19 protein-coding genes are annotated in these 23,419 nt (G+C 38.8%); 14 read left to right on the top strand and 5 right to left on the bottom strand.

Annotated elements, in window-relative coordinates:
• Positions 1–24 precede the first annotated feature (24 nt).
• Both JCM15074_RS22670 and JCM15074_RS16145 read left to right on the top strand, forming a co-directional pair.
• On the top strand, positions 25–420 hold the full coding sequence (locus tag JCM15074_RS22670; RefSeq protein ID WP_506344840.1) for a hypothetical protein: 396 nt from the start codon (positions 25–27) through the stop codon (positions 418–420).
• 12 nt (positions 421–432) lie between these two features.
• Complete coding sequence (locus tag JCM15074_RS16145) at positions 433–2,901, top strand: molybdopterin guanine dinucleotide-containing S/N-oxide reductase (protein ID WP_025822435.1); 2,469 nt, start codon at positions 433–435, stop codon at positions 2,899–2,901.
• A gap of 71 nt (positions 2,902–2,972) precedes the next feature.
• Here the strand turns inward: JCM15074_RS16145 and JCM15074_RS16140 are convergent, their stop codons facing one another.
• A complete protein-coding gene (locus JCM15074_RS16140; RefSeq protein WP_025822433.1) occupies positions 2,973–3,899 on the bottom strand; it encodes a LysR substrate-binding domain-containing protein in 927 nt (308 codons plus the stop codon).
• Between the two features lie 118 nt (positions 3,900–4,017).
• On the opposite strand from JCM15074_RS16140, the gene JCM15074_RS16135 reads away from it, so the two are divergent.
• Positions 4,018–5,793, top strand: a complete 1,776-nt coding sequence (locus JCM15074_RS16135) for a flavocytochrome c (RefSeq protein WP_025822431.1) — start codon at positions 4,018–4,020, stop codon at positions 5,791–5,793.
• A gap of 71 nt (positions 5,794–5,864) precedes the next feature.
• Here the strand turns inward: JCM15074_RS16135 and JCM15074_RS16130 are convergent, their stop codons facing one another.
• A complete protein-coding gene (locus JCM15074_RS16130; protein WP_025822429.1) occupies positions 5,865–6,434 on the bottom strand; it encodes a cytochrome b in 570 nt (189 codons plus the stop codon).
• Between the two features lie 171 nt (positions 6,435–6,605).
• Between JCM15074_RS16130 and JCM15074_RS16125 the strand changes: the two genes are divergently transcribed.
• Both JCM15074_RS16125 and JCM15074_RS16120 read left to right on the top strand, forming a co-directional pair.
• Positions 6,606–7,634, top strand: coding sequence for a YncE family protein (locus JCM15074_RS16125; protein ID WP_025822427.1), 1,029 nt, complete (start codon positions 6,606–6,608; stop codon positions 7,632–7,634).
• A 394-nt stretch (positions 7,635–8,028) separates the two neighbouring features.
• On the top strand, positions 8,029–8,487 hold the full coding sequence (locus JCM15074_RS16120; protein ID WP_051536932.1) for a GNAT family N-acetyltransferase: 459 nt from the start codon (positions 8,029–8,031) through the stop codon (positions 8,485–8,487).
• A gap of 29 nt (positions 8,488–8,516) precedes the next feature.
• Here the strand turns inward: JCM15074_RS16120 and JCM15074_RS16115 are convergent, their stop codons facing one another.
• Both JCM15074_RS16115 and JCM15074_RS24065 read right to left on the bottom strand, forming a co-directional pair.
• Complete coding sequence (locus tag JCM15074_RS16115; RefSeq protein ID WP_025822423.1) at positions 8,517–8,825, bottom strand: hypothetical protein; 309 nt, start codon at positions 8,823–8,825, stop codon at positions 8,517–8,519.
• Positions 8,826–8,851: 26 nt separating this feature from the next.
• Entirely contained in the window at positions 8,852–9,928 is a 1,077-nt protein-coding gene (locus JCM15074_RS24065; protein WP_084267045.1) for a CDGSH iron-sulfur domain-containing protein, read from the bottom strand.
• Positions 9,929–10,487: 559 nt separating this feature from the next.
• Between JCM15074_RS24065 and cadB the strand changes: the two genes are divergently transcribed.
• The 8 genes from cadB to arsJ all read left to right on the top strand — a co-directional run bounded on the left by cadB (position 10,488) and on the right by arsJ (position 21,715).
• Positions 10,488–11,882, top strand: a complete 1,395-nt coding sequence (gene cadB / locus JCM15074_RS16100) for a cadaverine/lysine antiporter (protein ID WP_025822421.1) — start codon at positions 10,488–10,490, stop codon at positions 11,880–11,882.
• Positions 11,883–11,982: 100 nt separating this feature from the next.
• Positions 11,983–14,130, top strand: coding sequence for a lysine decarboxylase (gene cadA / locus JCM15074_RS16095; RefSeq protein ID WP_025822419.1), 2,148 nt, complete (start codon positions 11,983–11,985; stop codon positions 14,128–14,130).
• A 379-nt stretch (positions 14,131–14,509) separates the two neighbouring features.
• Positions 14,510–16,012 (top strand): lysine--tRNA ligase, encoded by a 1,503-nt coding sequence (lysS, locus tag JCM15074_RS16090; RefSeq protein WP_025822417.1) that lies wholly within the window; start codon positions 14,510–14,512, stop codon positions 16,010–16,012.
• A 213-nt stretch (positions 16,013–16,225) separates the two neighbouring features.
• Complete coding sequence (locus JCM15074_RS16085) at positions 16,226–17,677, top strand: winged helix-turn-helix domain-containing protein (RefSeq protein ID WP_025822415.1); 1,452 nt, start codon at positions 16,226–16,228, stop codon at positions 17,675–17,677.
• Positions 17,678–17,890: 213 nt separating this feature from the next.
• Positions 17,891–19,018 carry a GGDEF domain-containing protein gene (locus JCM15074_RS16080; protein WP_025822413.1) on the top strand — a complete coding sequence of 376 codons (1,128 nt, stop codon included), beginning with the start codon at positions 17,891–17,893 and terminating at the stop codon, positions 19,016–19,018.
• A gap of 95 nt (positions 19,019–19,113) precedes the next feature.
• Positions 19,114–19,458 carry a metalloregulator ArsR/SmtB family transcription factor gene (locus JCM15074_RS16075; protein ID WP_025822411.1) on the top strand — a complete coding sequence of 115 codons (345 nt, stop codon included), beginning with the start codon at positions 19,114–19,116 and terminating at the stop codon, positions 19,456–19,458.
• 21 nt (positions 19,459–19,479) lie between these two features.
• Complete coding sequence (locus tag JCM15074_RS16070; protein ID WP_025822409.1) at positions 19,480–20,493, top strand: ArsJ-associated glyceraldehyde-3-phosphate dehydrogenase; 1,014 nt, start codon at positions 19,480–19,482, stop codon at positions 20,491–20,493.
• Positions 20,494–20,497: 4 nt separating this feature from the next.
• Entirely contained in the window at positions 20,498–21,715 is a 1,218-nt protein-coding gene (gene arsJ, locus JCM15074_RS16065; protein WP_025822407.1) for an organoarsenical effux MFS transporter ArsJ, read from the top strand.
• 81 nt (positions 21,716–21,796) lie between these two features.
• Here the strand turns inward: arsJ and JCM15074_RS16060 are convergent, their stop codons facing one another.
• Positions 21,797–22,462: a DedA family protein gene (locus tag JCM15074_RS16060; RefSeq protein ID WP_025822405.1), complete on the bottom strand. Its 666-nt coding sequence runs from the start codon at positions 22,460–22,462 to the stop codon at positions 21,797–21,799.
• Positions 22,463–22,932: 470 nt separating this feature from the next.
• Here JCM15074_RS16060 and JCM15074_RS16055 point away from each other — a divergent pair, with 470 nt between their 5' ends.
• Positions 22,933–23,397: a GNAT family N-acetyltransferase gene (locus tag JCM15074_RS16055; protein ID WP_025822403.1), complete on the top strand. Its 465-nt coding sequence runs from the start codon at positions 22,933–22,935 to the stop codon at positions 23,395–23,397.
• Positions 23,398–23,419: the final 22 nt, after the last annotated feature.

Below are 23,419 nucleotides of genomic sequence, written 5' to 3'. Positions count from 1 at the left end.
TCCAAAAATGGTCAACAACTAAAAATTGAGATCTCTGGAGTACAACCTGCTGGTAATAACCAAGTCATCTTTTTAGGTGCTAAGCAACGTATTGTATTGGCCACACTTAATGCTGATGGTGTAAAAGCACTTAAAACAGGTAAAGCTTTTACGGATGCCTATGGCAATCAATGGCACTCTGTCACCTTAACCGCCCAAATACCTAATCAAGTCACTGCTCAGCAACAACAATTATGGACTGAAGCAGCTCAACTCAAAGACAGATCATGCTCTGTTTGTCACGCCGCACCAGTACCTACTCAAATGTCTGTTAACGCATGGCCTTCAGTGGTTAAAAGTATGGGAGGCAGAACCGATTTAACCCAAGCTCAATTGCAATTATTAACCTCATATTACCAATACAACGCTATCCATAAATAGAGTGGTTTAGTTATGCAAAATTTCTCTCGTCGTGATTTTATTAAAGGGGTCGGCTTAACCGCTTGTGGCCTCACTATATCGAGCTTAATCCCTGTCACCTCTTTTGCTGAAGGTATGCCAGGCCGTTCCATTATCAATGCGGCGCACTGGGGACCGCTTATTGTCAAAGTTAATGAACAAGGTATTCAATCTTCTACTGGCGCCTTACCATCTAATATGCCTAATGCGCTACAACTTGTCGTGCATGATCAAGTTTATACTCAAGCAAGGGTGCAATACCCAATGGTGCGTAAAGGCTATTTGGCCAACCCTGAGCAACCCGATGGTAACCGTGGTAATGACGAATTTGTTCGAGTGAGCTGGCAACAGGCATTGGAATTAATCCATCAGCATCACATGCGTATTCGTAAAAAATATGGCAACGAATCCATTTATGCGGGTTCTTATGGTTGGCGTTCAAGCGGTGTTCTTCATCAAGCACAAACGCTACTGAGTCGTTATATGGGCATGGCTGGCGGTTACTCTAGCCACTTTGGTGATTATTCAACTGGTGCAGCGCAAGTCATTATGCCTTACGTGGTAGGCTCAATTGCGGTATATGACCAGCAAACAGCATTCCCTGTCGTACTTGAATCGAGTGATGTGGTGGTTATTTGGGGCGCCAACCCACTTAATACCTTAAGAATTGCTTGGACCAGTTCTGATGAAAGTGGCTTAGCTTTCTTTAACGAACTGAAAAAAACCAATAAAAAAATATTGGTTATTGACCCATTACGTAATGAAACAGCTGACTTTTTTGGTGATAAAGCGCAGTGGATTGCCCCCATTCCAAATACCGATGTGGCGATGATGCTAGGCATTGCCTACCATATGGTCAAACATAATCTACACGATAAAGCTTTCTTAAAAAAATACACCGTTGGTTATACTAAATTTGAACAATATCTATTGGGTAAAAGTGACGGTATTGCTAAAACACCACAATGGGCTGCAGAGATCTGCCAAGTACCAGCCAGTCAATTAGAACAATTAGCCGAGCTATTTTGTAAAAACAGAACCATGCTGATGGCTGGTTGGGGCATGCAGCGTCAACAATATGGTGAACAGCGCCACTGGATGCTCGTAACGCTTGCGGCAATGGTTGGTCAAATTGGCCTTGCTGGTGGTGGTTTTGGTCTGTCGTATCACTATGCTAATGGTGGTAATCCAACCCGTATTGCTGGCGTTCTGCCAACCATTTCACCTGTCATTAATAAAGCCACCGCCGGTGCTAATAACTGGGATATGGGCGGCGCCTTAAATACCATTCCTGTCGGCTCAATTATTGAAGCCCTTGAGCATCCTGGTGAAGAATATCAAAATAATGGTGCCATTAAAAAATGGCCTAATATCAAGATGATTTGGTGGGCCGGTGGTTCGCCATTTACCCATAATCAAAACCTCAACCGCCTAATCAAAGCATGGCAAAAACCTGAATTAATTGTAGTCTCAGATCCTTATTGGGCCTCTACGACTCGTTATGCTGATATCGTGTTACCGATTACGACCTCATATGAACGTGATGATATGACCATGACGGGAGATTACAGTAATCAAAATATCGTGCCGATGCAGAAGATTGTTGAACCACTATTTGAGTCTCGTAACGATATGGATGTCTTTGCCGATTTAGCAGAGTTATTGGTCAAAAATGGTCGTCAAATTTACCGTGAAAATAAAACCGATATTCAATGGCTTCAAGAGTTTTATAACCGCGCTAAAAAAATGGCTGATGCCCAAGGTGTTCACATGCCTGATTTTGAGCACTTCTGGGTTAAGCATGAAATATTGACCATGAAATGGAATCCAAAGAGTGCTAAATTTGTCACTTATGAAAGCTTCCGCCAAGATCCAATGATGAACTCTCTCGGCACCGAAAGTGGCTTAATCGAGATATTTTCTGAAACCATTGCAAGCTACCACTATGATGATTGTCCCGGCCACCCTACTTGGTTAGTGCCAACTGAATGGCAACAAAATCATAATCCCAACATGCTGCACTTAATTACTTCTCATGCGGCAGATAGATTACACAGTCAGCTCAACTATTCACGCTTGCGTAAACAGTACGCCATTGCCGATAGAGAACCTATCATCATCCATCCAGATGATGCTAAAGCTCATGAAATTGAGTCAGGCGATCTTGTGTGCGTCTCTAATAGCCGAGGTAAGATTTTAACTGGCGCGTTAGTCACAGATGGTATTAAGCAAGGCACCGTTTGTGTCCATGAAGGGGCATGGCTCAACATGGATAAACAGCACGACATTTGTAAAAATGGTAATTGCAACGTATTAACCAGCGACATTCCCACTTCGCGCTTAGCCAATGGCTGCGCGCCTAACTCTTCATTAGTGGTGATTGAAAAATACACTGGTCCTGAATTAACGATGGATGCTTTCACTCCACCGAAAGGTGCAATGATGATGAGTATTCATCAATAATAGAATCTTGCTCCAGCTTATAAAGGCCATTAATGATAACGTTAATGGCCTTTATTTTATTGCGTCATTTATTATGCCGTGGCAACGGCAGATGATGTGACTAATCGCATCGGCTTACAAAAACTCAAAATCGCCTGATAGACCGCAGCAGTTGAACTATCTTGCATATGCTCATAGGTACTGACTAAATGATACGCGGGTGACTTATGTTCAGGCATCTCAATATTAAAAGGCTGTATAAGTCGGCCCGTCGCTAACTCTTTTTGAATTAAAGTACGATTAATATAAGCAACTCCAGCACCTTGTAATGCAGCCTCTATCGCCTGAATTGAGTTTTGAAATATTAATTTACGCTGGCATGACTTTCTAATTAAACCAAGATTTTGCATAACCACATCCCACTGCACTAATCTATTATTGGTATAAATCAGCGTATGGTTATCAATAAATTCTTGTTCTAAATTTATATAATTAGTCTCTAAATAATCAGGATGACAAACTGGGATCATCTGTTCATTAAATAAATAAACGGAATAAAGGCTATCCCATGTTTCATAACCATATCTAATTGCTAGATCTAAATCACACTTGCCAAAATCAAGATAATCTAATGTATCAATAAATTCTATATTACTTTCTATATTATCAATCGGTGAAGTTAATAAGTGCGGTAATAACCAATTTTTAAGTAATGAAGGCGGTACAGCTATTTTTATTGATGGTCTTTTACTGGCAACACCTAAATCTGTGGTGGCCTCTTCCATCTCCTGCAATATCACTGAAACTCTAGAATAATATCTTATTCCACAGTTAGTTAGCTTAACCTGACGACTTCCCCTAACAAATAATTTTTGTGCGACAAATTGCTCTAATGCATTAATTTGATGACTAATAGCGCCGGGGGTGACATTTAATTCAACTGCCGCTAATTTAAAACTTTGTAATCTCGCTGCCGCCTCAAAGTAAATGATAGATTTAATAGGTGGAATGATTCTCATGCGACATTATATTCCTAAAGTGATGTTTTCTATTCTGACAACGCAATATTCTTGCTTTGTCAGTAACAGTTTTTTTGACAATTATGCTCAGACACAAATAAATACAATGGTGAGTATAATGTTAAAGCTGAAATTAATTCCGTTAGCTGTATCGATCTTTTTAATATCGAGCTCAGGCTATGCAGACACCTTGGCAAACTTTCATACCAAGCAATTAGGTAACGATTGTCAAAGTTGTCATACCAAACCAATTGAAGTGACGGATGCCGAAGCCCATGAAAATGCGGCTTGTCAAAGCTGTCATGGTAATTTAGCTGAGCTAGCAGCTGAATCTAAAAATACCTTGTCACCTCATAAGAGTCATCTTATTGATATTTCATGTACCAGTTGTCACTCTGGCCACCAGCAACCCGTACTGGTTTGTCAAACCTGCCATGATTCATTTAAAACTGAATTCAAAATCCCATTTGGCAATGACAAAACCATTAAAGATACTTATCAATACCCTAAAGTGACGCAAGCAATGATCGATAAAGCGCTTAAACGGGGACCATTAGAACAACATCAATTAATCGTGATTGGCGCAGGTGCAGCGGGTCATACAGCAGCAATATCTGCACGTCAACATGGTATAAAAGATGTCATTATTCTTGAAAAACAACCCTATATTGGCGGTAACGGTATGCTTGCTGCTGGCGGTATGGCTGCGGCAGAAACCCTAACCCAAGCCTTGCTTGGTTATAAAGACAGTAAACAACTTTGGTATAACGACACCATGAAGGGCGGCCATAATATTAATAACCCAGCGCTGGTCAAAACCTTGACCGAAAATGGCAGTGCTGGCATTGATTGGCTTCAAGCACAAGGAACAGATTTAAGCTCTGCATCAAGTGCAGGTGGTCATAACGCAGAACGTTTACATCGCCCTAATGGCGGTGCGAAAGCTGGCCCAGCAATTATTAATACTTTAAAAGATACAGCCCATAAACTTGGCGTTGAAACTCGTACTAACAGTAAAGTGGTGAAGTTACTGCAAGATAAAAATGGCAAAATTACGGGCTTACTGGTGCAAGGCAAACACACAGGTGTGCATATGCTAAATGCTGATGCCATTGTTATCGCTTCAGGCGGGTTTGCGCGAAATAACCAACTGGTCAGTAAATATCGCCCAGATCTTAAAGGTGTCGCTTCAACTAACAACCCAGGCAACGTAGGTGATGCTCTCACCTTTGCGCCTGAAGTAGGTGCAGCTACCGTTGATATCAAAGAGATCCAAGCGTTCCCAACGGCTGCTGCAGGTAAGATGGTAATTTCGGGTACAGCTCGCGGCGCTGGTGCAATCTTACTTAACAGCAATGGCGCACGTTTCTGCGATGAGATGGGCCCACGGGATAAAGTATCTGAAGCTATTTGGGCGCAAAAAGGCAAATCAGCATGGCTGGTATTTGATGAAACCGTATTAAATCGTTTAGGCCAATTAAAAGGTATGCTGGATTTAGGCGTAATTTATAAAGCGAACAATCCACAACAATTAGCACAGGCAACCCAAATGGATGCGACAACCGCGGCGAATGCATTAACTCGCTACAATCAGTTTCAAGCTGACCATAAGGATGCGGACTTTGGTCGTAAAAATATGGCTGACGATCTGCAATTCCCAGTTTACGCTGTTAATGTAAAACCTGCGGTGCATCATACAATGGGCGGTTTGAAAATTAATCCACTGACAGAAGTATTGAATGATAAAAATCAACCTATTCAGGGGCTATTTGCAGCAGGTGAAGTGACTGGCGGAGTTCATGGCGGTAACCGTTTAGCAGGTAATGCTATTGCCGATACCGTAGTATTTGGTCGTATTGCTGGTGAACAAGCAGCAAACTTTATTAAGCAATAACAAGATCCAACTTCCACAAGAAAGCCCTAGTACACACCCACGGTGTACTAGGGCGCTATATCTACCGTGACCTATTTATCGTCAACCTGCTTGCCTAGCATACGTTTTAAAATGCCATCTTTATCAATAAAGTGATGTTTTAACGCACCGGCAATATGCAGTGCAATAGCCGCAAACATAATATTACCCACGACGCCATGCATTCTGTGGCCAGCCTTAGCTAATTCCTCATTTAAAGGAAGTACTTTATTAGGATCGAGGGGATCGGGATTAGTTGCCAATAACTCAAGCCCAAATACATTAATACCATGACCGCCCATACCTGACATCAACATGCCAGAAATAGGCATCAACACAGTGCCGATAATCAATACATAATGTACAATTTTTGAGACTAACTGCAGCAACTGTGCTTGTTGACCAATCGTTTGTGGCCAACCATTTTTAATACGCCATATGACTCTGAGAATAACAAAACCAAATACGATAACGCCAAGTGATTTATGGATCGGGTATAAACGATACACTTCGTTTTCTTCCATATAGACGCCAACGATTAATAATCCAATGATCATAATGGCAATAATCCAATGCAACCATACCGATGTGCTAGAGAGTTTTTGTTTCGTATCAACTTGCATTCTAGTTATCCTTCTAAGGTGATAATCTCATTAACATTTTCTAATGGATGACAACATAACGCATCAATTAGACAACTGCAACGCCATACTTAAGTCTTACTTTTGTGATAATTTCGTGATAATTAGCCACTAGTTTTTATTAGGTTTGTTTATAATTCCTAAGGATAGACTATGCTAAAGACCATTTACGCGACGGCTATATCACTATTTTTTAGTGCCAGCATCAACCTCAATGCTGAAGCTAATAATGTAACAAATTATGATATAGGCCATATTGTTAGTGCTGACCGAGCCAGCGGCCAATTATCAGTCATTAACACCAATACCGATCAAGTCGAACGTACGATTCAATTACCCCAAAACGCTGAGCCAATGTATGTTGTTTACAAAGATAATCGCGTCTTTGTTGGTGACCGGACGAACCATCAAGTTCATGTGTATGACAGCTACGGGTTTAATCACTTAACGTCAATCAATATTGGTCAAGGCGCCTTCCATATGTGGGCAGCTAAACAGGCAAATTTATTACTGGTAAATAATGATATTGACAATACGGTAAGTGTTATTGATACCAATAACCTTAGTTTAATCTCAACCTTAACGCTTCCTGATGATATTGTGAGCCAAGGTTATAAACCCCATGACATTGTGGTAACTGATAATGGTAAACAGGCTTTTGTTAGTTTTGTTGATGGCCAACCAAGCCAAGATTATGTAATAAAAATCAATACGAGAAATGGCCAAGAACTCGCACGTAGCCAAGTGGGAGGTGATCCCCACTTATTTTTATCTGCAGCCAATAAACATCAATTATTTATTGTGTCTCAAGAAGCCAATAGCGTCACTAAAGTACGTCAAAGTAATTTAAGCTTTATAAAAAGTACCGAAGTCACAGGCGCTCATGGTGTATTTAATGTGGCTAATCGACTTTATCTAACCAACATTACTGATGGTGGTCAAAATGCATTAAACACCCTTAATGCTAAACGCTTAAAAGTGATCGACAGAGACAATACATTATCGGGTGTTGCCCATAATCTTGTCGTTACTTCTGGCGGTTCAAAGATTTATATTACTCATTCAGGCAGTAATAATAGTGTCAGTGTATTTGATACTTATGGACCTAAGCACACCCCCATTTTTAAACAGGAAATTGAAGTAGGTAATAATCCATTTGGTATCGCCTTTATTCCACATTAATTGAAAATCACGTAACAGAATAATGGTGGGATTTTGTTACGTGATATACTCATGCCTCTGTTTATTATTGTTTATGTCCCATATGCTTACTATTGAAACTTCACGTTTAATTCTTACAAAACTCACACTTGCTGATGCACAGTATACCCAAACCACTTAAAGTGGCTGAATTCAGTGGGAATTTAACCTGCTTTAGACAAGGCATTGATTGCCGTTAATGGTTCTTCCCTTATCAAAATCAATAACACAGTATAAAGTAGGCTAAAACCCATCGAAGAAAGCCTTAAGCAAGCCCACTTCGTTGTTGCATCCATTTAAAAGGGAATGCCATTCCAGCATAAATGCGCCTAGAATTGAACTTGCTTAAGTGCTTCTGAAATAGCAACTTCAAGTTATTTGGGTATATCTATTAACGCTTTACAACACGCCTCTTTTTAAACAATTTGTCGGTGATAAACAACTTGTGACAATTACGGATAGTGAACAATACCTAACGAACAATCTTATTAGCATGTACCAACAGCCTTTTATGGGCTTACTTAAAGTCAGTTTAAAAAATGACAATACTGCGATTGGGATTTGCGGTTTAATCAAACGAGACAGTTTGCAAGATATTGATTTGGGCTATGGTTACTTACCTGAGTATTTATGCCAAGGTTACGGCACTGAAGCAGCAACAGCTTGTTTAACGCTTGCACACGAACAATTAAGCTTAAAAAGAATTGTTGCCATTACCCAATCCGATAATCAAGCCTGCATCAAGTTACTCACCAAGCTGGGCTTTAGTTTTGAACACAATAACAGCCAGATTGACGAACTAACCACACTTGATCAATATGGGTTAGCATTGTAGAAAATAGCGTTCAGTAGTGTTGTAATACTCTACTGATTACATTGATTATATGCCATTTGTAAGACTTCAGTGTGCAGTGCATGTTTAGCTATGTGCTGACACTTGCCTCTAATATTTTGAGCATACCCCGCATCTTGGCAATGCGCTTTTACTTTCTGTTGGTATTCACTAAGGTAGTTATTCACACACTGTTTTTTCGCGCCCTGTAGCGCATTAACTTGTGCTAATAGTTTTGCTTTTTGTGCATCACTATACGGCTGATATGCAATCCGAGGATCAGGCTTCGGACCACAACCAACCACAAGAGTCACCAAGGCAAAAGCAAATAAAATACGCATATATTCTCCTACGTTTAAAATTAATATTAATCTTGCCAATGAGCATCAAGATGCCGACCATCACAAAAAGGTTTATTTTTAGATGCACCACATCGGCAAAGTGCATATTTTTGTAGGCTAGCACCTTGCCCAAATTCGGTATCGACTAATCTCAAATTGTTAATATAGTATGGGCCATCTTTAGCAATGTTGATGCTAATCTCATCCCCTTCACCATGAATAACCGAATCATTATTGTGTGAATAACTTAATGCGCCAGAAGGACACTGCTTAATGACTTCAATAATCTCATCACGGGAGGCGTTATCAGGATTAATCCATGGTTGATTATCACTATTAAAAACGGACTTGAGCTGCCCCCCACAAACAGATGCATGCGAACATAATAGTTTATTGTAATGAATGGTGATTGCTTGGCCTTGATAGCAAGTCACTTGATCTGGCGTATGATCAGCTTGCTTGGCACTATCGAAGTTAATCTTGCTATGGCTACCGTCACAAAAAGGCTTGTTTGCTGAAGCACCGCAGCGACATAATGCCGTCACTTTTTTGGTTGGCACTTGCTCACCAAAACTGTCTTTAATCGCCACAAAACCCTCAACGACCATCGAGCCTGCTGGTAATAACTTAATATGTGGGCCAGCCTCAACTTGTTCATCGCTTGTTTTACTGGCAAGTTTGCCCGTTAAACGAAGTCCATCGCGCATATTGAGAAAAAGCAGCCTCAAATTAGAAAAGCCTGCAATTAGCTCGATAACTTGTACCGTATAAAAACGCCAATCTAAATCACCTGCACTGGCTTTCATCTCTAAATAAAATGCGGCTGGTAGTAATACAACTAAACCTGTAATTGCCACAATTGGCATTCTTTTTTTCTTTAATAACACCAAAGTGTCTTGCCGATTGCCTGCTAATGACATACCAGATGCCCCTGTAATAATCATTGCAGGGATCAAAATAAACATACCTTGTAAGATCAGCCCTTTTACCGTTGCAATAGTACTAACTGAAGTAAAAAGCTCAGTAATAATGGTTGATGTCCAAAAGCTCAGTATGGTCAAAAAAGCAATCACACCTGCCAATGCATGAATTTTTATTTTCATTATTAATGATCCTTATGCAAGCCAGTATCAGGTCACGTCCACTCTTATTTATGAAGCTAACAGTTAATACAAATAAGCTCAAATATTAACCTTTAAATGTTTTTGTCGTCATAAGCACATCGTCGCTGAGTTTATGCAGCACGTGATCAATACCGGACAATTAAATCTTTTATCAAGTTGAGTAAATCGCAGGTGAGCAATTCATAAATATTCTATTTCTATCAATTTATAAAATGTTGATATTTTATAAATAAATATCAACACATTGTTTTAAATGATTTTTTTATGATAAAGATAAAATCAATACACATGTTTAGATGGGGATATTTTCATGAGCAAATCATGATTATACAGACAGATTTTTCACTCCTATGCTGGCTCTGCAAACCAGGAAGCTGCTCAGTCGATGTCTGTCACTATCTCTAGCCGCTCCTGAACTTTAAGTAATTTGCTGCTTGCCTTCGAACTTGAATAGACCTACGTCGTTCACTACTCAAGCAACAAATTATTTCTTTAATTGAAGATTTAAAAAGTGAATTGAGCAAGAGATGGAGACCTTATGTCAACAGAATCAGCCGCAAAAAAAATTGGTTTAATTGCCTGTATTGGTATTGTAACCGGTAACATGATGGGTAGTGGTATTGCACTATTACCAGCCACACTAGCAAAAATTGGTTCAATATCAGTTTTCAGCTGGATAATTTGTACAGTGGGTGCATTAAGTTTAGCTTTTGTATACGCTAGATTAGGGGTGAATAACCCACAACAAGGTGGTCCAATTGCCTATGCAGGCGAATTATCACCTGCGTTTGGTTTCCAAACTGGTGTGCTCTATTATCACGCGAACTGGATTGGTAACCTTGCGATTGCAATCACTGGTGTGTCATATCTATCAGTATTCTTCCCTGTATTAAATGAGACGATTCCTGCTGCAATCGCTACTGTAGCTGCAGTATGGATCTTTACTTTAATTAACTTACTCGGTGGCACATGGGTCAGCCGATTAACCACAATTGGTTTGGTACTTATTTTAATTCCGATTATAGGTACAGCCGTTATAGGTTGGGGCGAATTTAGTCCACAAGTTTACATGCAAAACTGGAATACCTCACACGGCAGTGACTATCACGCCATTGTTAGCGCGGTTTTACTGACATTATGGGCATTCGTTGGGGTGGAATCTGCGTCAGTATCTTCTGGATTAGTTAAAAATCCACGCAGAACCGTACCGCTAGCAACCATGATTGGTACTGCCGTTGCTGGTTTAGTTTATATTTCATCCACTCAGGTTATTGCAGGTATGTTCCCTGCTGAGCAAGTCGCTAATTCTGGTGCGCCATTTGCGCTAGCAACCACTGCTATTTTTGGCGCTTGGACCGCACCGTTTGTAGCCGCATTTACCGCTTTAGCCTGTTTTACTTCACTGGGTTCTTGGATGATGTTGGTTGGTGAGGCTGGTAAACGTGCCGCTAACGACGGTAACTTCCCTAAAATGTTTGGTGAGTCAGATAAAAATGGCGTGCCTAAAAAAGGCTTACTTGCAGCATCAGTAATGATGACCATTCTAATGATTGCGATTACTGTCTTTAGCTCAGGTGATGGTCATGCTTCTGGTCTATTTAATATCTTAACCACTGATGCGGTTCTATTAACCATGCTGCCTTACTTCTACTCAGCAGTGAACATGATCCGTTATGAAGGCATGACAACCCGTAATACATTTGTAATGTTGTTCTCAGGCGTTGCTTGCGTATTCTGTTTTGTCGCACTTATCGGTGCAGACCCATCAGCATTGAGTGCAACCTTCATTGTTTCACTTGCTATCTTTGCCTTCTACGGCCGTAAACTTGGCTTTAGACAACACGCAAAATGGTTATCAGACAAATTAACCAAGTCTTCTACTAGCAAAACCGATAAAACTGAAACCACTGATACAGCAACAAATAAAGCTTAGTTGTTATTCAATTATATATTTAACTTAATTTTTAATATTGGCGCTCTCTTCTCTACTTCATTTTAGTGGAGCGCCTTTACTCACTCTGGAGAAATTCTATATGCATATTATCGCGATAATGAATAATCTCGAATCATTATTTAAGCGTGAACCCATTAATAAATTACAAGGTTTATTGGAACAACAAGGTTACCAAGTTATTTATCCAAATGATTCACAAGATCTATTACGTCTTATTGAAATGAACCCACGCTTTTGTGGTGTGATTTTCGACTGGGATATGTATTCAATGGAGTTATGCAAAGAGATAAATAATCTAAATGAGTATTTACCCCTTTATACTTTTGCTAATCATCAATCAACACTCGATATTAGCTTAACGGATCTTCAACTTAACATTCATTTCTTTGAATATACTTTAGATACTGTTGCAGACATTGTCATTAAAATTAACCAAGCAACTGAAGAATATAAAGATATCATTATGCCCCCACTCACTAAGGCATTAATGAAATATGCAACAGAAGCAAAATATACCTTCTGTACTCCAGGACATATGGGCGGTACCGCCTTTAATAAAAGCCCTGCAGGTAGTATTTTCTACGACTTTTATGGTGCTAACACATTTAAATCAGATATTTCGATTTCAATGCCAGAGCTAGGTTCACTACTTGACCATAGTGGCCCACACAAAGAGGCCGAAGAGTATATTGCCCGCACATTTAATGCTGATCGTTCATATATTGTCACCAATGGTACCTCTACTGCTAACAAGATTGTTGGTATGTTTTCCGCCCCAACAGGCAGTACTGTATTAGTTGACCGTAACTGCCATAAATCGATCACTCACTTAATGATGATGAGTGGGGTTGTACCTGTTTATTTGCGCCCTACCCGTAACGCTTACGGCATTTTAGGGGGTATTCCACAAAGTGAATTTAGTGCCGATGTTATTGCAAAGAAAATTACTGCAACGCCTGGTGCATCAACCCCTAACTACGCAGTGATTACTAACTCAACCTATGATGGTTTGTTCTATCACACTCAATTTATTAAAGAAACACTTACAACTAAATATATCCACTTTGATAGTGCATGGGTGCCTTATACTAACTTCAACCCTATTTATGAGGGTAAGTGCGGTATGAGTGGTGAAGCAATGCCAGGTCGCGTTTTCTATGAAACTCAATCGACCCATAAATTGCTAGCAGCTTTCTCTCAAGCATCAATGATCCATATTAAAGGTGAATTTGATGAAGAAAGCTTTAATGAAGCCTTTATGATGCATACCTCAACCTCTCCACAGTATGCGATTGTTGCTTCTGCAGAAATATCTGCAGCAATGATGCAAGGTTCAGCAGGTAAACGCTTAATTCAAGACTCTATCGATCGTGCAATCCGTTTCCGTAAAGAGATTAAAAAACTCCGTCAAGAAAGTAATACTTGGTTCTTTGACGTATGGCAACCAGACAATATTGAAACCACTGAATGCTGGAAATTAGATCCTCACGACAGTTGGCATGGCTTTAAAGATGTTGATGATAACCATATGTACCTTGACCCAATTAAGGTCACTATTTTAACACCAGGTATGGATATTGCCGGCACTATGGATGCGACAGGTATTCCAGCATCTATTGTTGCTAAATACTTAGATAATCACGGCATTGTGGTAGAGAAAACAGGCCCATACAGCATGTTATTCCTATTCTCTATCGGTATTGATAAGCCAAAAGCAATGCAGTTATTAAGAGCCTTAACTGAATTCAAACGCGGTTATGATCTTAACTTGACCATTAAAGAGTTCTTACCAGATCTATTTGATGAAGACCCAATTTTCTATCAAGGCATGAGAATTCAAGAATTAGCGCAAAATATTCATCAATTAACCGCACACTATAAACTGCCTGAATTGATGTTCAATGCATTCGATGTATTACCTACCTTGAAAATGACACCGCATGATGCATGGCAAGAAGAGCTTAAAGGTGAAGTAGAAGAGGTACCGTTATCAGAAATGGTAGAACGTATCAGTGCCAATATGATTCTTCCATATCCTCCAGGAGTACCACTAGTTATGCCTGGTGAAATGATTACGGAAGAATCTCGCCCAGTATTAGACTTCTTAGAGATGCTATGTGAAATTGGTAAACATTATCCAGGATTTGAAACCGATATTCATGGTGTATATCAACATAAAGATGGTAGTTCTACTGTAAAAGTTGTTAAACAAAAATTGATTAAATAATTCAATTAATTTTATTTAACTAAGGGGCATTTTTAAATGCCCCTTTTATGCATCTAAAATAAATACGTTCATTTTAATTAAATATATTAACTTGAGTTAACCTAGAAAATACGACGCCGATATGTGATATATATCACATATCAACCTCCAAAATTAAGGGTAAAGTAATTGTGAGTTAAATAATCTCACGCTTAACTTTTAATATTTATACTTTTTAAAATGCTATTTTTGATCGTCAAATAAATAGCCGGATAATATTTTTATCAGACCTTTAGTGTTAGCTTATCCTTATAATACTAATTCAAATAAAAATACGTTCAATTTTATCTCATTTATTAATTGTTATTCATAAGTTACCCATACATTAAGAAGATCCAAAATGACTGAATTAGTTCAAGATGAAAATAAACTCATTGCTGAACGCCGTGCCAAATTAGATTTTGTGCGACAACATTGTCCAGCAAATGCTCACCCTAATAACTTCCGCCGTACTCATAAAGCTTTACAACTACAAGCTGAGTTTGGTGACGAAAGCAAAGAGATGCTTGAAACATTAAAAGTTAAAGCAGCCATTGCGGGCCGGATCATGGCAAAACGAGGTCCATTTTTTGTACTACAAGATGTCTCAGGAAAAATTCAAACTTATGCAGATAAAGCGCAGCAACAAGATCTAAAAGAGCGCTATCAAGGTCTGGATATTGGCGACATTATTGGTGTAACAGGCATACTACACAAATCGGATAAAGGCGATCTTTACCTCAGCATGGATCAATGCCTACTGTTGACAAAATCATTACGCCCACTGCCTGATAAATTTCATGGTTTAACTGACCAAGAGATGCGTTATAGACAACGTTATGTTGATCTCATTATCAATGAAAGTTCACGTGAGACTTTTATTCTTCGTTCAAAAGTGGTTGCAGCCATTCGTAACTTCATGATTAAAAAAGAATTCATGGAAGTTGAAACACCAATGATGCATGTCATCCCAGGTGGCGCTTCTGCACGACCTTTTATTACCCATCATAATGCATTAGACATTGATATGTATCTACGTATCGCGCCTGAACTCTACCTAAAACGCCTTGTGGTTGGCGGTTTTGAGCGGGTATTTGAAATTAACCGTAACTTCCGTAATGAAGGGATCTCACCACGTCATAATCCAGAGTTCACTATGATGGAATTCTATATGGCTTACGCTGATTATCACGACTTAATGGATCTCACTGAAGAGATGTTGAGCACTGTTGCCACTGACTTATTAGGTAGTCCACTTTTACCTTATGGCGAACATACTGTTGATTTTGGTGGTCCATTTTGCCGTATGAGTATGTTAGAGGCGATTAAGGTTCACAACCCAGACAACACCACGATTCAAGATATGACTTATGAAAATGTTAAAGATCTTGAGTTTATGCGTAAACTAGCCTCTAGCTTAGGCATGAAACTTGAATCATTCTGGACCTGTGGTCAATTGCTTGAAGAGATCTTTGGTGAAACCGCAGAGTTCAAACTAATGCAACCAACCTTCATTACTGGCTATCCGGCTGATATTTCGCCGTTAGCAAGACGAAATGATGAAAACCATTTCTTAACCGACCGATTTGAATTCTTTATTGGTGGTCGTGAAGTCGCCAATGGTTTTAGTGAATTAAATGATGCTGAAGACCAAGATAATCGCTTTAAAGCTCAAGTTGCAGCAAAAGATGCTGGTGATGACGAAGCCATGTTCTATGATGCAAATTACATTAATGCACTTGAATATGGTCTACCACCAACAGCAGGTCAAGGGATTGGTATTGACCGTTTAGTGATGTTATTTACTAATACCCATACTATTCGTGATGTTATTTTATTCCCTGCATTACGACCAATAGCATAAACATCTATCACCCTAAAAAATGGGATGGATTAGGTAAATACATTACCTGATCCATCTTGTTTTAAAAAAAAACACCCCTCTTATAACATGAACTAAGGAGCCGTTTTATATCATGATAATTTATATTTAAACATTAAATGGCATGGTTTACTCAATAGTAATCTAAATACAATTTAATTTTAATTATTAACCTATATTAAATTTGGTGCTGACATGAAATGTTTAATTTATATGATTAATGATATTCAACTAAATGCAACAGAAAACATTATTAAATATAAAGATAAAGAAATATTTATTGAACCTAGGTTAGCTAACCTACTCTGTTTTTTAGCAGATAACCCCAATACCGTATTTAGTCGTCAGGAGTTAATCGAACAAGTATGGGACGGCGCAGTTGTCACTGATCAAGTAGTGACTCAATCGGTATTCGAATGCCGAAAAATCCTCACCGAATGTGATAGCCATAATATTATCCATACTATCCCCAAACGGGGCTATAAATTGGATGCAGTTGTCACAACTCAAACTGAAAAAAGAGCGCCTGACTATGTTAGTCCACCAATTGTCTCAATAACTGAAAATGAAGCTGAAATAGTCTTATCTACAGTACCATTTCCTTCTGCACCGCTCACTCGTGCAATTAATCAAGGCTCAACAATTAATGACGCAACACATTCACTTTATGCAAAATTAAAGGAGATATTTGTTCGACATATTTTTGATATATTTATGTTGGTAATGTTAGCTTTAATTGTTGGTAACATACTAAAATATCAAGCAAGTACCCATGAGTCTATCCGTTTTGATAGTGATATAATCACCATTACAACCAGTGCAGATAAACAAGTTCCAATTGCATTAACTCATTTAGAAACCGGTATTGCCAACCAAATAGCACTTAACCTACAAAAATATACTAATTATTTCCCGCGATTTTCAAATTTAACGCCACCAGCACACAGTAAAATACTTAACATTAATATTGAACGCTTAGATAAACATAATATATTAAGTATTAGCTTATTTAATCCTGATACTTATCATTATCTATATCAAAAAAAAATCGCTATAAACGAGGAACAGCTTCCTCAAATTATTACTGAAACAGTCAGTTCATTACTCACAAAATTAGGTTCCCCACTTGATAATGATGAATTGCCTGACATTTTAACTGGTATGCCTGTAAATAATGCTGAAGCAATGTTATACCTACTTTCTCAATATTATATCGAACAATCCTCTGCGGATGAGGTAAGTAATGGTGTTAAATTACTGGACCAAATTTTAGATAACTCTCCTAATAATACGAATGTATTAGCACTACGTTATATTGCATACAGAAAACTACTCAGTGAAAATAAACAATTCAATAGTGTAGAGGCGAATGCTTTACTCAAACAATATGGCCAACAGCTATATCAATTAAGTCAAGCTAAGGGCTTACATACGGCATTATTTTATGATGCACTAGCCTTGTATGCATATAGCCAAGGTGATATTCAAATGAGCTATAATGCATTACAACAAGCAAAATCTATTCAACATAACCGCTCCGCATTAGGTTATCTTATTCTTTGTCAGTTAAATATAAAATCACATCAAGAAATAGCGAATGATTTGTGCCAACAAGCGGCTTATATTAATGATAAAGTGACTATATAATAACAACCTAATTTAGCCTTGCGCTAACAACTCTATCTTTCTAACTTTAATAAGACGATACGTGATAAACATCACTATCATAAAGCAATATCACCTTTAACAGCTTATTGTTATCAATATAAAATAACACTCTGTTAATTTATAAAATAAATTAACTTCAGAAAATAAAACTGACCATTAACATTTATTATCTAGTACATTAAAAGAGTTGCCATGCATAACAACCAATTAGAACATGAAGATATTTTTAAATGGGATGAGCAATTCATCATCAATATAGATGTTATTGATAACCAACATAAAAACCTAGTTGATCTAACTAATCAGCTGGTTTGTGCCATTTTTTCAGATAATATAATTGATCGTGAAAGTATAAAAACGTTACAACACTCTCTGAAAGATTACACCCTTTCACACTTTAAAGATGAAGAAGACTTGATGCTCAAAGAAGGCATTGACGTTCGCCATTATGAGAACCATGTCAATGCTCATCAAGATTTTATTGCAGTACTTTCGCAATTCTTTAATGCAGACATTAATAATATTAAACAACAATCTTTATATCAAGTTGCCGAGTTTTTAATTACTTGGCTAATTGAACATATTTTGACTGTCGACATACAAATGTCGCGTCAAATATCTCTGATAACTAGTGGTCACAGTGCCAAAGAATCTTTCGACATTGACGCCAAATACTATCCCAATAATTACAATCCATTATTGGTGACTTTAAAGCGTTTTTTTAGTGTGATTTATAGTCGTAATAATGAGCTTACCGAGCTCAATAATAAACTTGAATTACGCGTTAAACAGCGTACTGCAAAATTAGAGCGGCTCAATAAAAACCTAGAGACCTGGTCTAATAACGACTATCTTACCAATTTATATAACCGCCGTTTTGCAATGAGTTATCTGCAAACTAAATTTCCCATTCAGCCTGAAAATCTACTGGCCATTATCATCATTGATATGGATAAATTTAAGCAGGTCAATGATCAATTTGGCCATGCCATTGGTGACGACCTCATTAAACACATTAGCGCCCACCTCTGCAAGACAGTCCATCCTGATGACATTATTTGTCGCTTAGGTGGCGATGAGTTTCTCATTATCTGCTGCAATAAAGATAAACAGCAAGTACATAAACTGGCCCAAAACTTACAAACACAATGTCCGACATTTAAGTCTGAAAAAAATATCTATTGGCAGCCATCTCTAAGTATAGGCATCGCCTTCGCTGATGAAGAATACACGAATCCAGATACTCTGTTACATGATGCAGACTGCGCTATGTACAAGATTAAAAGGCAAGGTGGTAATGGCTATGGAGAGCAGAACTAGCCTGATCCATCATTTTTTGAAGTTGATAACTTTTACCTTTTACATATACGTTTTTCCATATATGATATTTGCATCATAACCAACATGGAAAGCTAATGGACTGCGTGCAATTCTATAAATGTTTAGCTGACAATACTCGCTTAAAATTATTGTTGTTAATTCAGCAACATCAAGAGTTATGTGTTTGCGAACTCACCACTGCATTAGCATTAAGCCAACCCAAGGTTTCGCGACATCTTGCTCAACTCAGGCAATGCGGTTTACTAAAAGATCGCCGCCAAGGCATCTGGATTTTTTATCAAATCGATCCGCAATTAAGCCAATGGGCGCAACAAGTCATTGAGCTCACGCTAGCGCACAACGTAAGGTTTATTGATGAAGATAACTCACGTTTAAAGCAAATGGGCTCACGTTCAGAAATCAGACAAAGCTGCTGCTAATTCATTTAAAGGAAAAATAAGATGACAATTAAAATCGGAATTAATGGTTTTGGCCGAATGGGGCGATTAGCCTTTAGAGCGGCTTTTGATTGGCCAGAAGTTGAATTTATCCATATTAATGATCCTGCCGGTGATGCAGCAACTCTCGCTCATTTAGTTAATTTTGATTCAATTCATGGCCGCTGGCACCATCAAGTTGACGCCGTTAATGAACAACTTATCATTGCTGATCACACTATCGGTTATAGCCAAAATAGCGCCATTAATGAAACAGATTGGTCTCAATGCGATGTTGTCATTGAAGCATCAGGTAAAATGAAAACCAAAGCCTTATTACAAGCTTACCTTGATCAAGGTGTAAAACGCGTTGTTGTCACTGCACCGGTAAAAGAAGATGGTGTTCTCAATATTGTAATGGGAATAAATCAACATTTATATGATAAAGCTAAACACCCCATCGTCACAGCGGCATCTTGTACGACTAACTGCTTAGCACCCGTTGTAAAAGTCATTAATGAAAGCTTAGGTATTAAGCATGGTTCAATGACCACTATTCATAATATTACCAATACCCAAACTATTTTAGATGCGCCGCATAAAGATCTGCGCCGCGCCCGCTCATGTGGTACAAGCTTAATTCCAACTACGACAGGTTCTGCCACCGCAATTACTCATATTTTCCCTGAATTAACCGGGAAATTAAATGGCCACGCCATCCGGGTTCCGTTAGCTAACGCTTCAATCACAGACTGTGTTTTTGAAGTTAAACGAGCGACTACAGCTGCAGAGGTAAACCAACTTCTCAAGCAAGCCGCTATGACAGAATTAAACGGCATTTTAGGCTATGAAGAACGACCTTTAGTTTCAATTGATTATAAAACTGATCCGCACTCAAGTATCATTGATGCATTATCAACCATGGTTGTTAATGACACCCAAGTCAAAATTTATGCTTGGTATGACAATGAGTGGGGCTATGCCAATCGTGCAGCAGAACTGGCCAAATTAGTTGGCTTACAAGACCAAGCAAACTAACGCTATGCAACTATCCCAAATACCAAATGAAATCCGTCAATATATGATTATTACGGGCAACTATTGGGCTTTCACAATCACTGATGGCGCATTACGTATGCTGGTCGTATTGCATTTTCATCAACTGGGTTATAGTCCACTTAACATTGCAATGCTATTTGTATTTTATGAGGTCTTTGGAGTACTCACTAACTTATTTGGTGGTTACTTAGGCGCAAAATGGGGCTTAAACCGTACCATGAATATTGGCCTATTTTTGCAAATAGTCGCCTTAGCCATGCTACTCGTCCCTGCCACCAGCTTAACGGTTTTATGGGTCATGGCAGCTCAAGCATTATCAGGGATCGCTAAAGATCTCAACAAGATGAGTGCTAAAAGTTGTATCAAATTATTAGTGCCAGAAAATGCTGAAGGTAAGCTGTATCAATGGATAGCCCTACTTACGGGTTCTAAAAATGCCCTTAAAGGTGGTGGTTTTTTTGTTGGCGGTGCGTTATTGAGTTTAGTCGGCTTCCAATATGCTATTCTCGCTATGTTAATCGCACTGGTGATGATATGGTTATTTAGCATCTTAACGCTAACGCAATCGCTAGGTCAGGCTAAATCCAAGCCCAAATTCAAAGATATTTTTTCAAAAAGCAGTGCCATAAATTACCTTTCAGCAGCACGAATGTTTTTATTTGGGGCACGTGATGTCTGGTTTGTTATCGCCTTACCCGTTTATTTAGCCAGTATATTTGATTGGAATCACTGGTATGTCGGTGGTTTTATGGCGTTATGGGTAATTGGCTATGGACTGGTACAGAGCTTTGCTCCCTACTTTACCGGCAAACGACAAGGCCGTATTCCTGATGGCAAAAGTGCACTCAATTGGGCTAGCCTACTGGCCTTTATTCCGGCACTAATGGCTAGCCTATTAACACTGCAATGGCATATAGAGTCATCTTTATTAATCGGACTACTGCTGTTTGGCGCTGTATTTGCGATTAACTCATCACTGCATAGTTACTTAATTGTCAGTTATGCAAAAGCAGATGGAGTGTCGCTTGATGTGGGCTTTTATTATATGGCTAATGCGATGGGGCGATTAATCGGCACGGTATTATCTGGCTGGATTTATCAAACCTATGGATTAACAGCTTGTTTGTGGATCTCGACGGCATTTATCGTATTCGCGGCTGTTCTATCAATTAAACTGCCGCGTTTACATCATGTAGATTGACAATCCCAAACCGTATTGCACTAAACAAAAAAGCCAAATATGATTCCTCGTATTTGGCTTTTTCTATTTATTTTTTAAACGCTATTGAACTGAGCGGTTTTGCATCATCTTACGCACTTTAAAGATAATAGCGCTCGATACAGCAATAGTTAAAGTGATGACGGGTGCCGCCATTAGCCCCATGGTGACCGCTTTACTGATTGGCTCTGGTAAACTCGGTAAGCTGAAACCTATGCCGACCAATAAAAATGTCCATAAAACCGCGCTTAACCATGAAAAATAGTGGAATTTAGGCGCTTCACTCACACGCATTCCCATCATTAACGGTAATAATGAGCGTACGACAGGAATGAAACGAGCCGTAAATAATGCCACTAATCCATGACGCATTAATAACTTATCAACAGTTGCTAAGCGATTAGATGGTACAGCATTAACCCAACTCTGTACTCTAGGTAAACGATTAAGCCAACGACCTTGTAGATAAGCTAACCAGCTACCTAGTGCCGCACAAATAATGATCACCGCCAAGATTGCGAGTGGATTTAGTACCCCTACCGCAGCAAGTGTGCCTGATAGCACGACGACGCTGTCACAAGGGAAAGGCGCTGCTGGAATAAAACCACTTTCAAGTAGTATCAGTCCACCAACCACCATGTAGATTAACGTTGCACTGCCAGGTGCTAATAATGCGGCAAAATCTTGATGCCATAAAGCCATCAAAATTGTCGAAATTGAGTCAAGCATTTAACGCTCCGAAAAACTAGTCAGTCAGTGACTATCGAATCATTTGCAAATTTACTAGATCATACCCAAACGACCTGAAATTGCGACTTTCAGAAGCACTTAAGCAAGTTCAACTATAGGCGCATCTATGCAGGAATGGCATTCCCTTTTAAATCGATGCAACAACGAAGTGGACTTGCTTAAAGCTTTCTTTGATGGGTTTTAACATGCTTTATACTGTGTTATTGATTTTGATAAGGGAATAACCATTAACGGCAATCAATGCCTTGTCTAAAGTACGTTAAATTCCCACTGAATACTGCAACCTCAAGTAGTTTGGGTATAACTATGCAGTGTATTTTTTTGAAGTCAATCTAATTTATGTAAACATTTACTATATTCGTGATCGCTAAGATATCTTATAAAAAACATGCTACGTTAATCACTTAAATAAGCCACAAATGTACCAACATGTATCATAAGCAGGTTTTATGAAAATAATTAAAGCCAATGCTAGCCATGCCGAGTCTGCTTATCAAATTCGTCATCAAGCTATTTGGGCACATTGTATTCACCATTATGATAATCAGCTTTTACAATGTTGGACAGCAGGCGAAATGAGTCCTGAGTTTATTGCCGATGTACAACAGCATTATTATCTATGTGTGGTAAACGAGCAGATTTCGGCAACAGGTATGATCGATCTCAAACAGGGTAAAGTTGATGCCATTTTCGTACATCCCAATTTTATGCGACAAGGTATAGCATCGGCCATACTTACATTTTTGGAACAACAAGCCATCGCTATAGGCATTAAACAAATCAGTCTAGAGGCTACTTTAAATGCTGCACCATTTTATAGAAAGTGCGGCTTTATTGGTGATACCGTTAGCCAATATCAATCCCCAAGAGGGTTTCAATTAGACTGCATCCCTATGACTAAATGCTTGTTCTAAAAAAATAGCCGATATCACTATC

Source organism: Shewanella marina JCM 15074 (genome assembly GCF_000614975.1).
GTDB classification, from domain to species: Bacteria; Pseudomonadota; Gammaproteobacteria; order Enterobacterales; family Shewanellaceae; genus Shewanella; species Shewanella marina.
Note: the sequence above shows the minus strand (reverse complement) of the source record. Positions and strands in the feature narration are given on the sequence as shown.

Bases quoted from the DNA above. Each gene is read 5' to 3' on its own strand.
- JCM15074_RS16055 (WP_025822403.1), top strand. From the start codon at position 22,933: ATGAAAATAATTAAAGCCAATGCTAGCCATGCCGAGTCTGCTTATCAA.
- JCM15074_RS16145 (WP_025822435.1), top strand. From the start codon at position 433: ATGCAAAATTTCTCTCGTCGTGATTTTATTAAAGGGGTCGGCTTAACC.
- JCM15074_RS16080 (WP_025822413.1), top strand. From the start codon at position 17,891: ATGCATAACAACCAATTAGAACATGAAGATATTTTTAAATGGGATGAG.
- JCM15074_RS16115 (WP_025822423.1), bottom strand. From the start codon at position 8,825: ATGCGTATTTTATTTGCTTTTGCCTTGGTGACTCTTGTGGTTGGTTGT.
- JCM15074_RS16130 (WP_025822429.1), bottom strand. From the start codon at position 6,434: ATGCAAGTTGATACGAAACAAAAACTCTCTAGCACATCGGTATGGTTG.
- cadB (WP_025822421.1), top strand. From the start codon at position 10,488: ATGTCAACAGAATCAGCCGCAAAAAAAATTGGTTTAATTGCCTGTATT.
- arsJ (WP_025822407.1), top strand. From the start codon at position 20,498: ATGCAACTATCCCAAATACCAAATGAAATCCGTCAATATATGATTATT.
- JCM15074_RS24065 (WP_084267045.1), bottom strand. From the start codon at position 9,928: ATGAAAATAAAAATTCATGCATTGGCAGGTGTGATTGCTTTTTTGACC.
- cadA (WP_025822419.1), top strand. From the start codon at position 11,983: ATGCATATTATCGCGATAATGAATAATCTCGAATCATTATTTAAGCGT.
- JCM15074_RS16085 (WP_025822415.1), top strand. From the start codon at position 16,226: ATGAAATGTTTAATTTATATGATTAATGATATTCAACTAAATGCAACA.
- JCM15074_RS16140 (WP_025822433.1), bottom strand. From the start codon at position 3,899: ATGAGAATCATTCCACCTATTAAATCTATCATTTACTTTGAGGCGGCA.
- JCM15074_RS16075 (WP_025822411.1), top strand. From the start codon at position 19,114: ATGGACTGCGTGCAATTCTATAAATGTTTAGCTGACAATACTCGCTTA.
- lysS (WP_025822417.1), top strand. From the start codon at position 14,510: ATGACTGAATTAGTTCAAGATGAAAATAAACTCATTGCTGAACGCCGT.
- JCM15074_RS16135 (WP_025822431.1), top strand. From the start codon at position 4,018: ATGTTAAAGCTGAAATTAATTCCGTTAGCTGTATCGATCTTTTTAATA.
- JCM15074_RS16125 (WP_025822427.1), top strand. From the start codon at position 6,606: ATGCTAAAGACCATTTACGCGACGGCTATATCACTATTTTTTAGTGCC.
- JCM15074_RS16060 (WP_025822405.1), bottom strand. From the start codon at position 22,462: ATGCTTGACTCAATTTCGACAATTTTGATGGCTTTATGGCATCAAGAT.
- JCM15074_RS16070 (WP_025822409.1), top strand. From the start codon at position 19,480: ATGACAATTAAAATCGGAATTAATGGTTTTGGCCGAATGGGGCGATTA.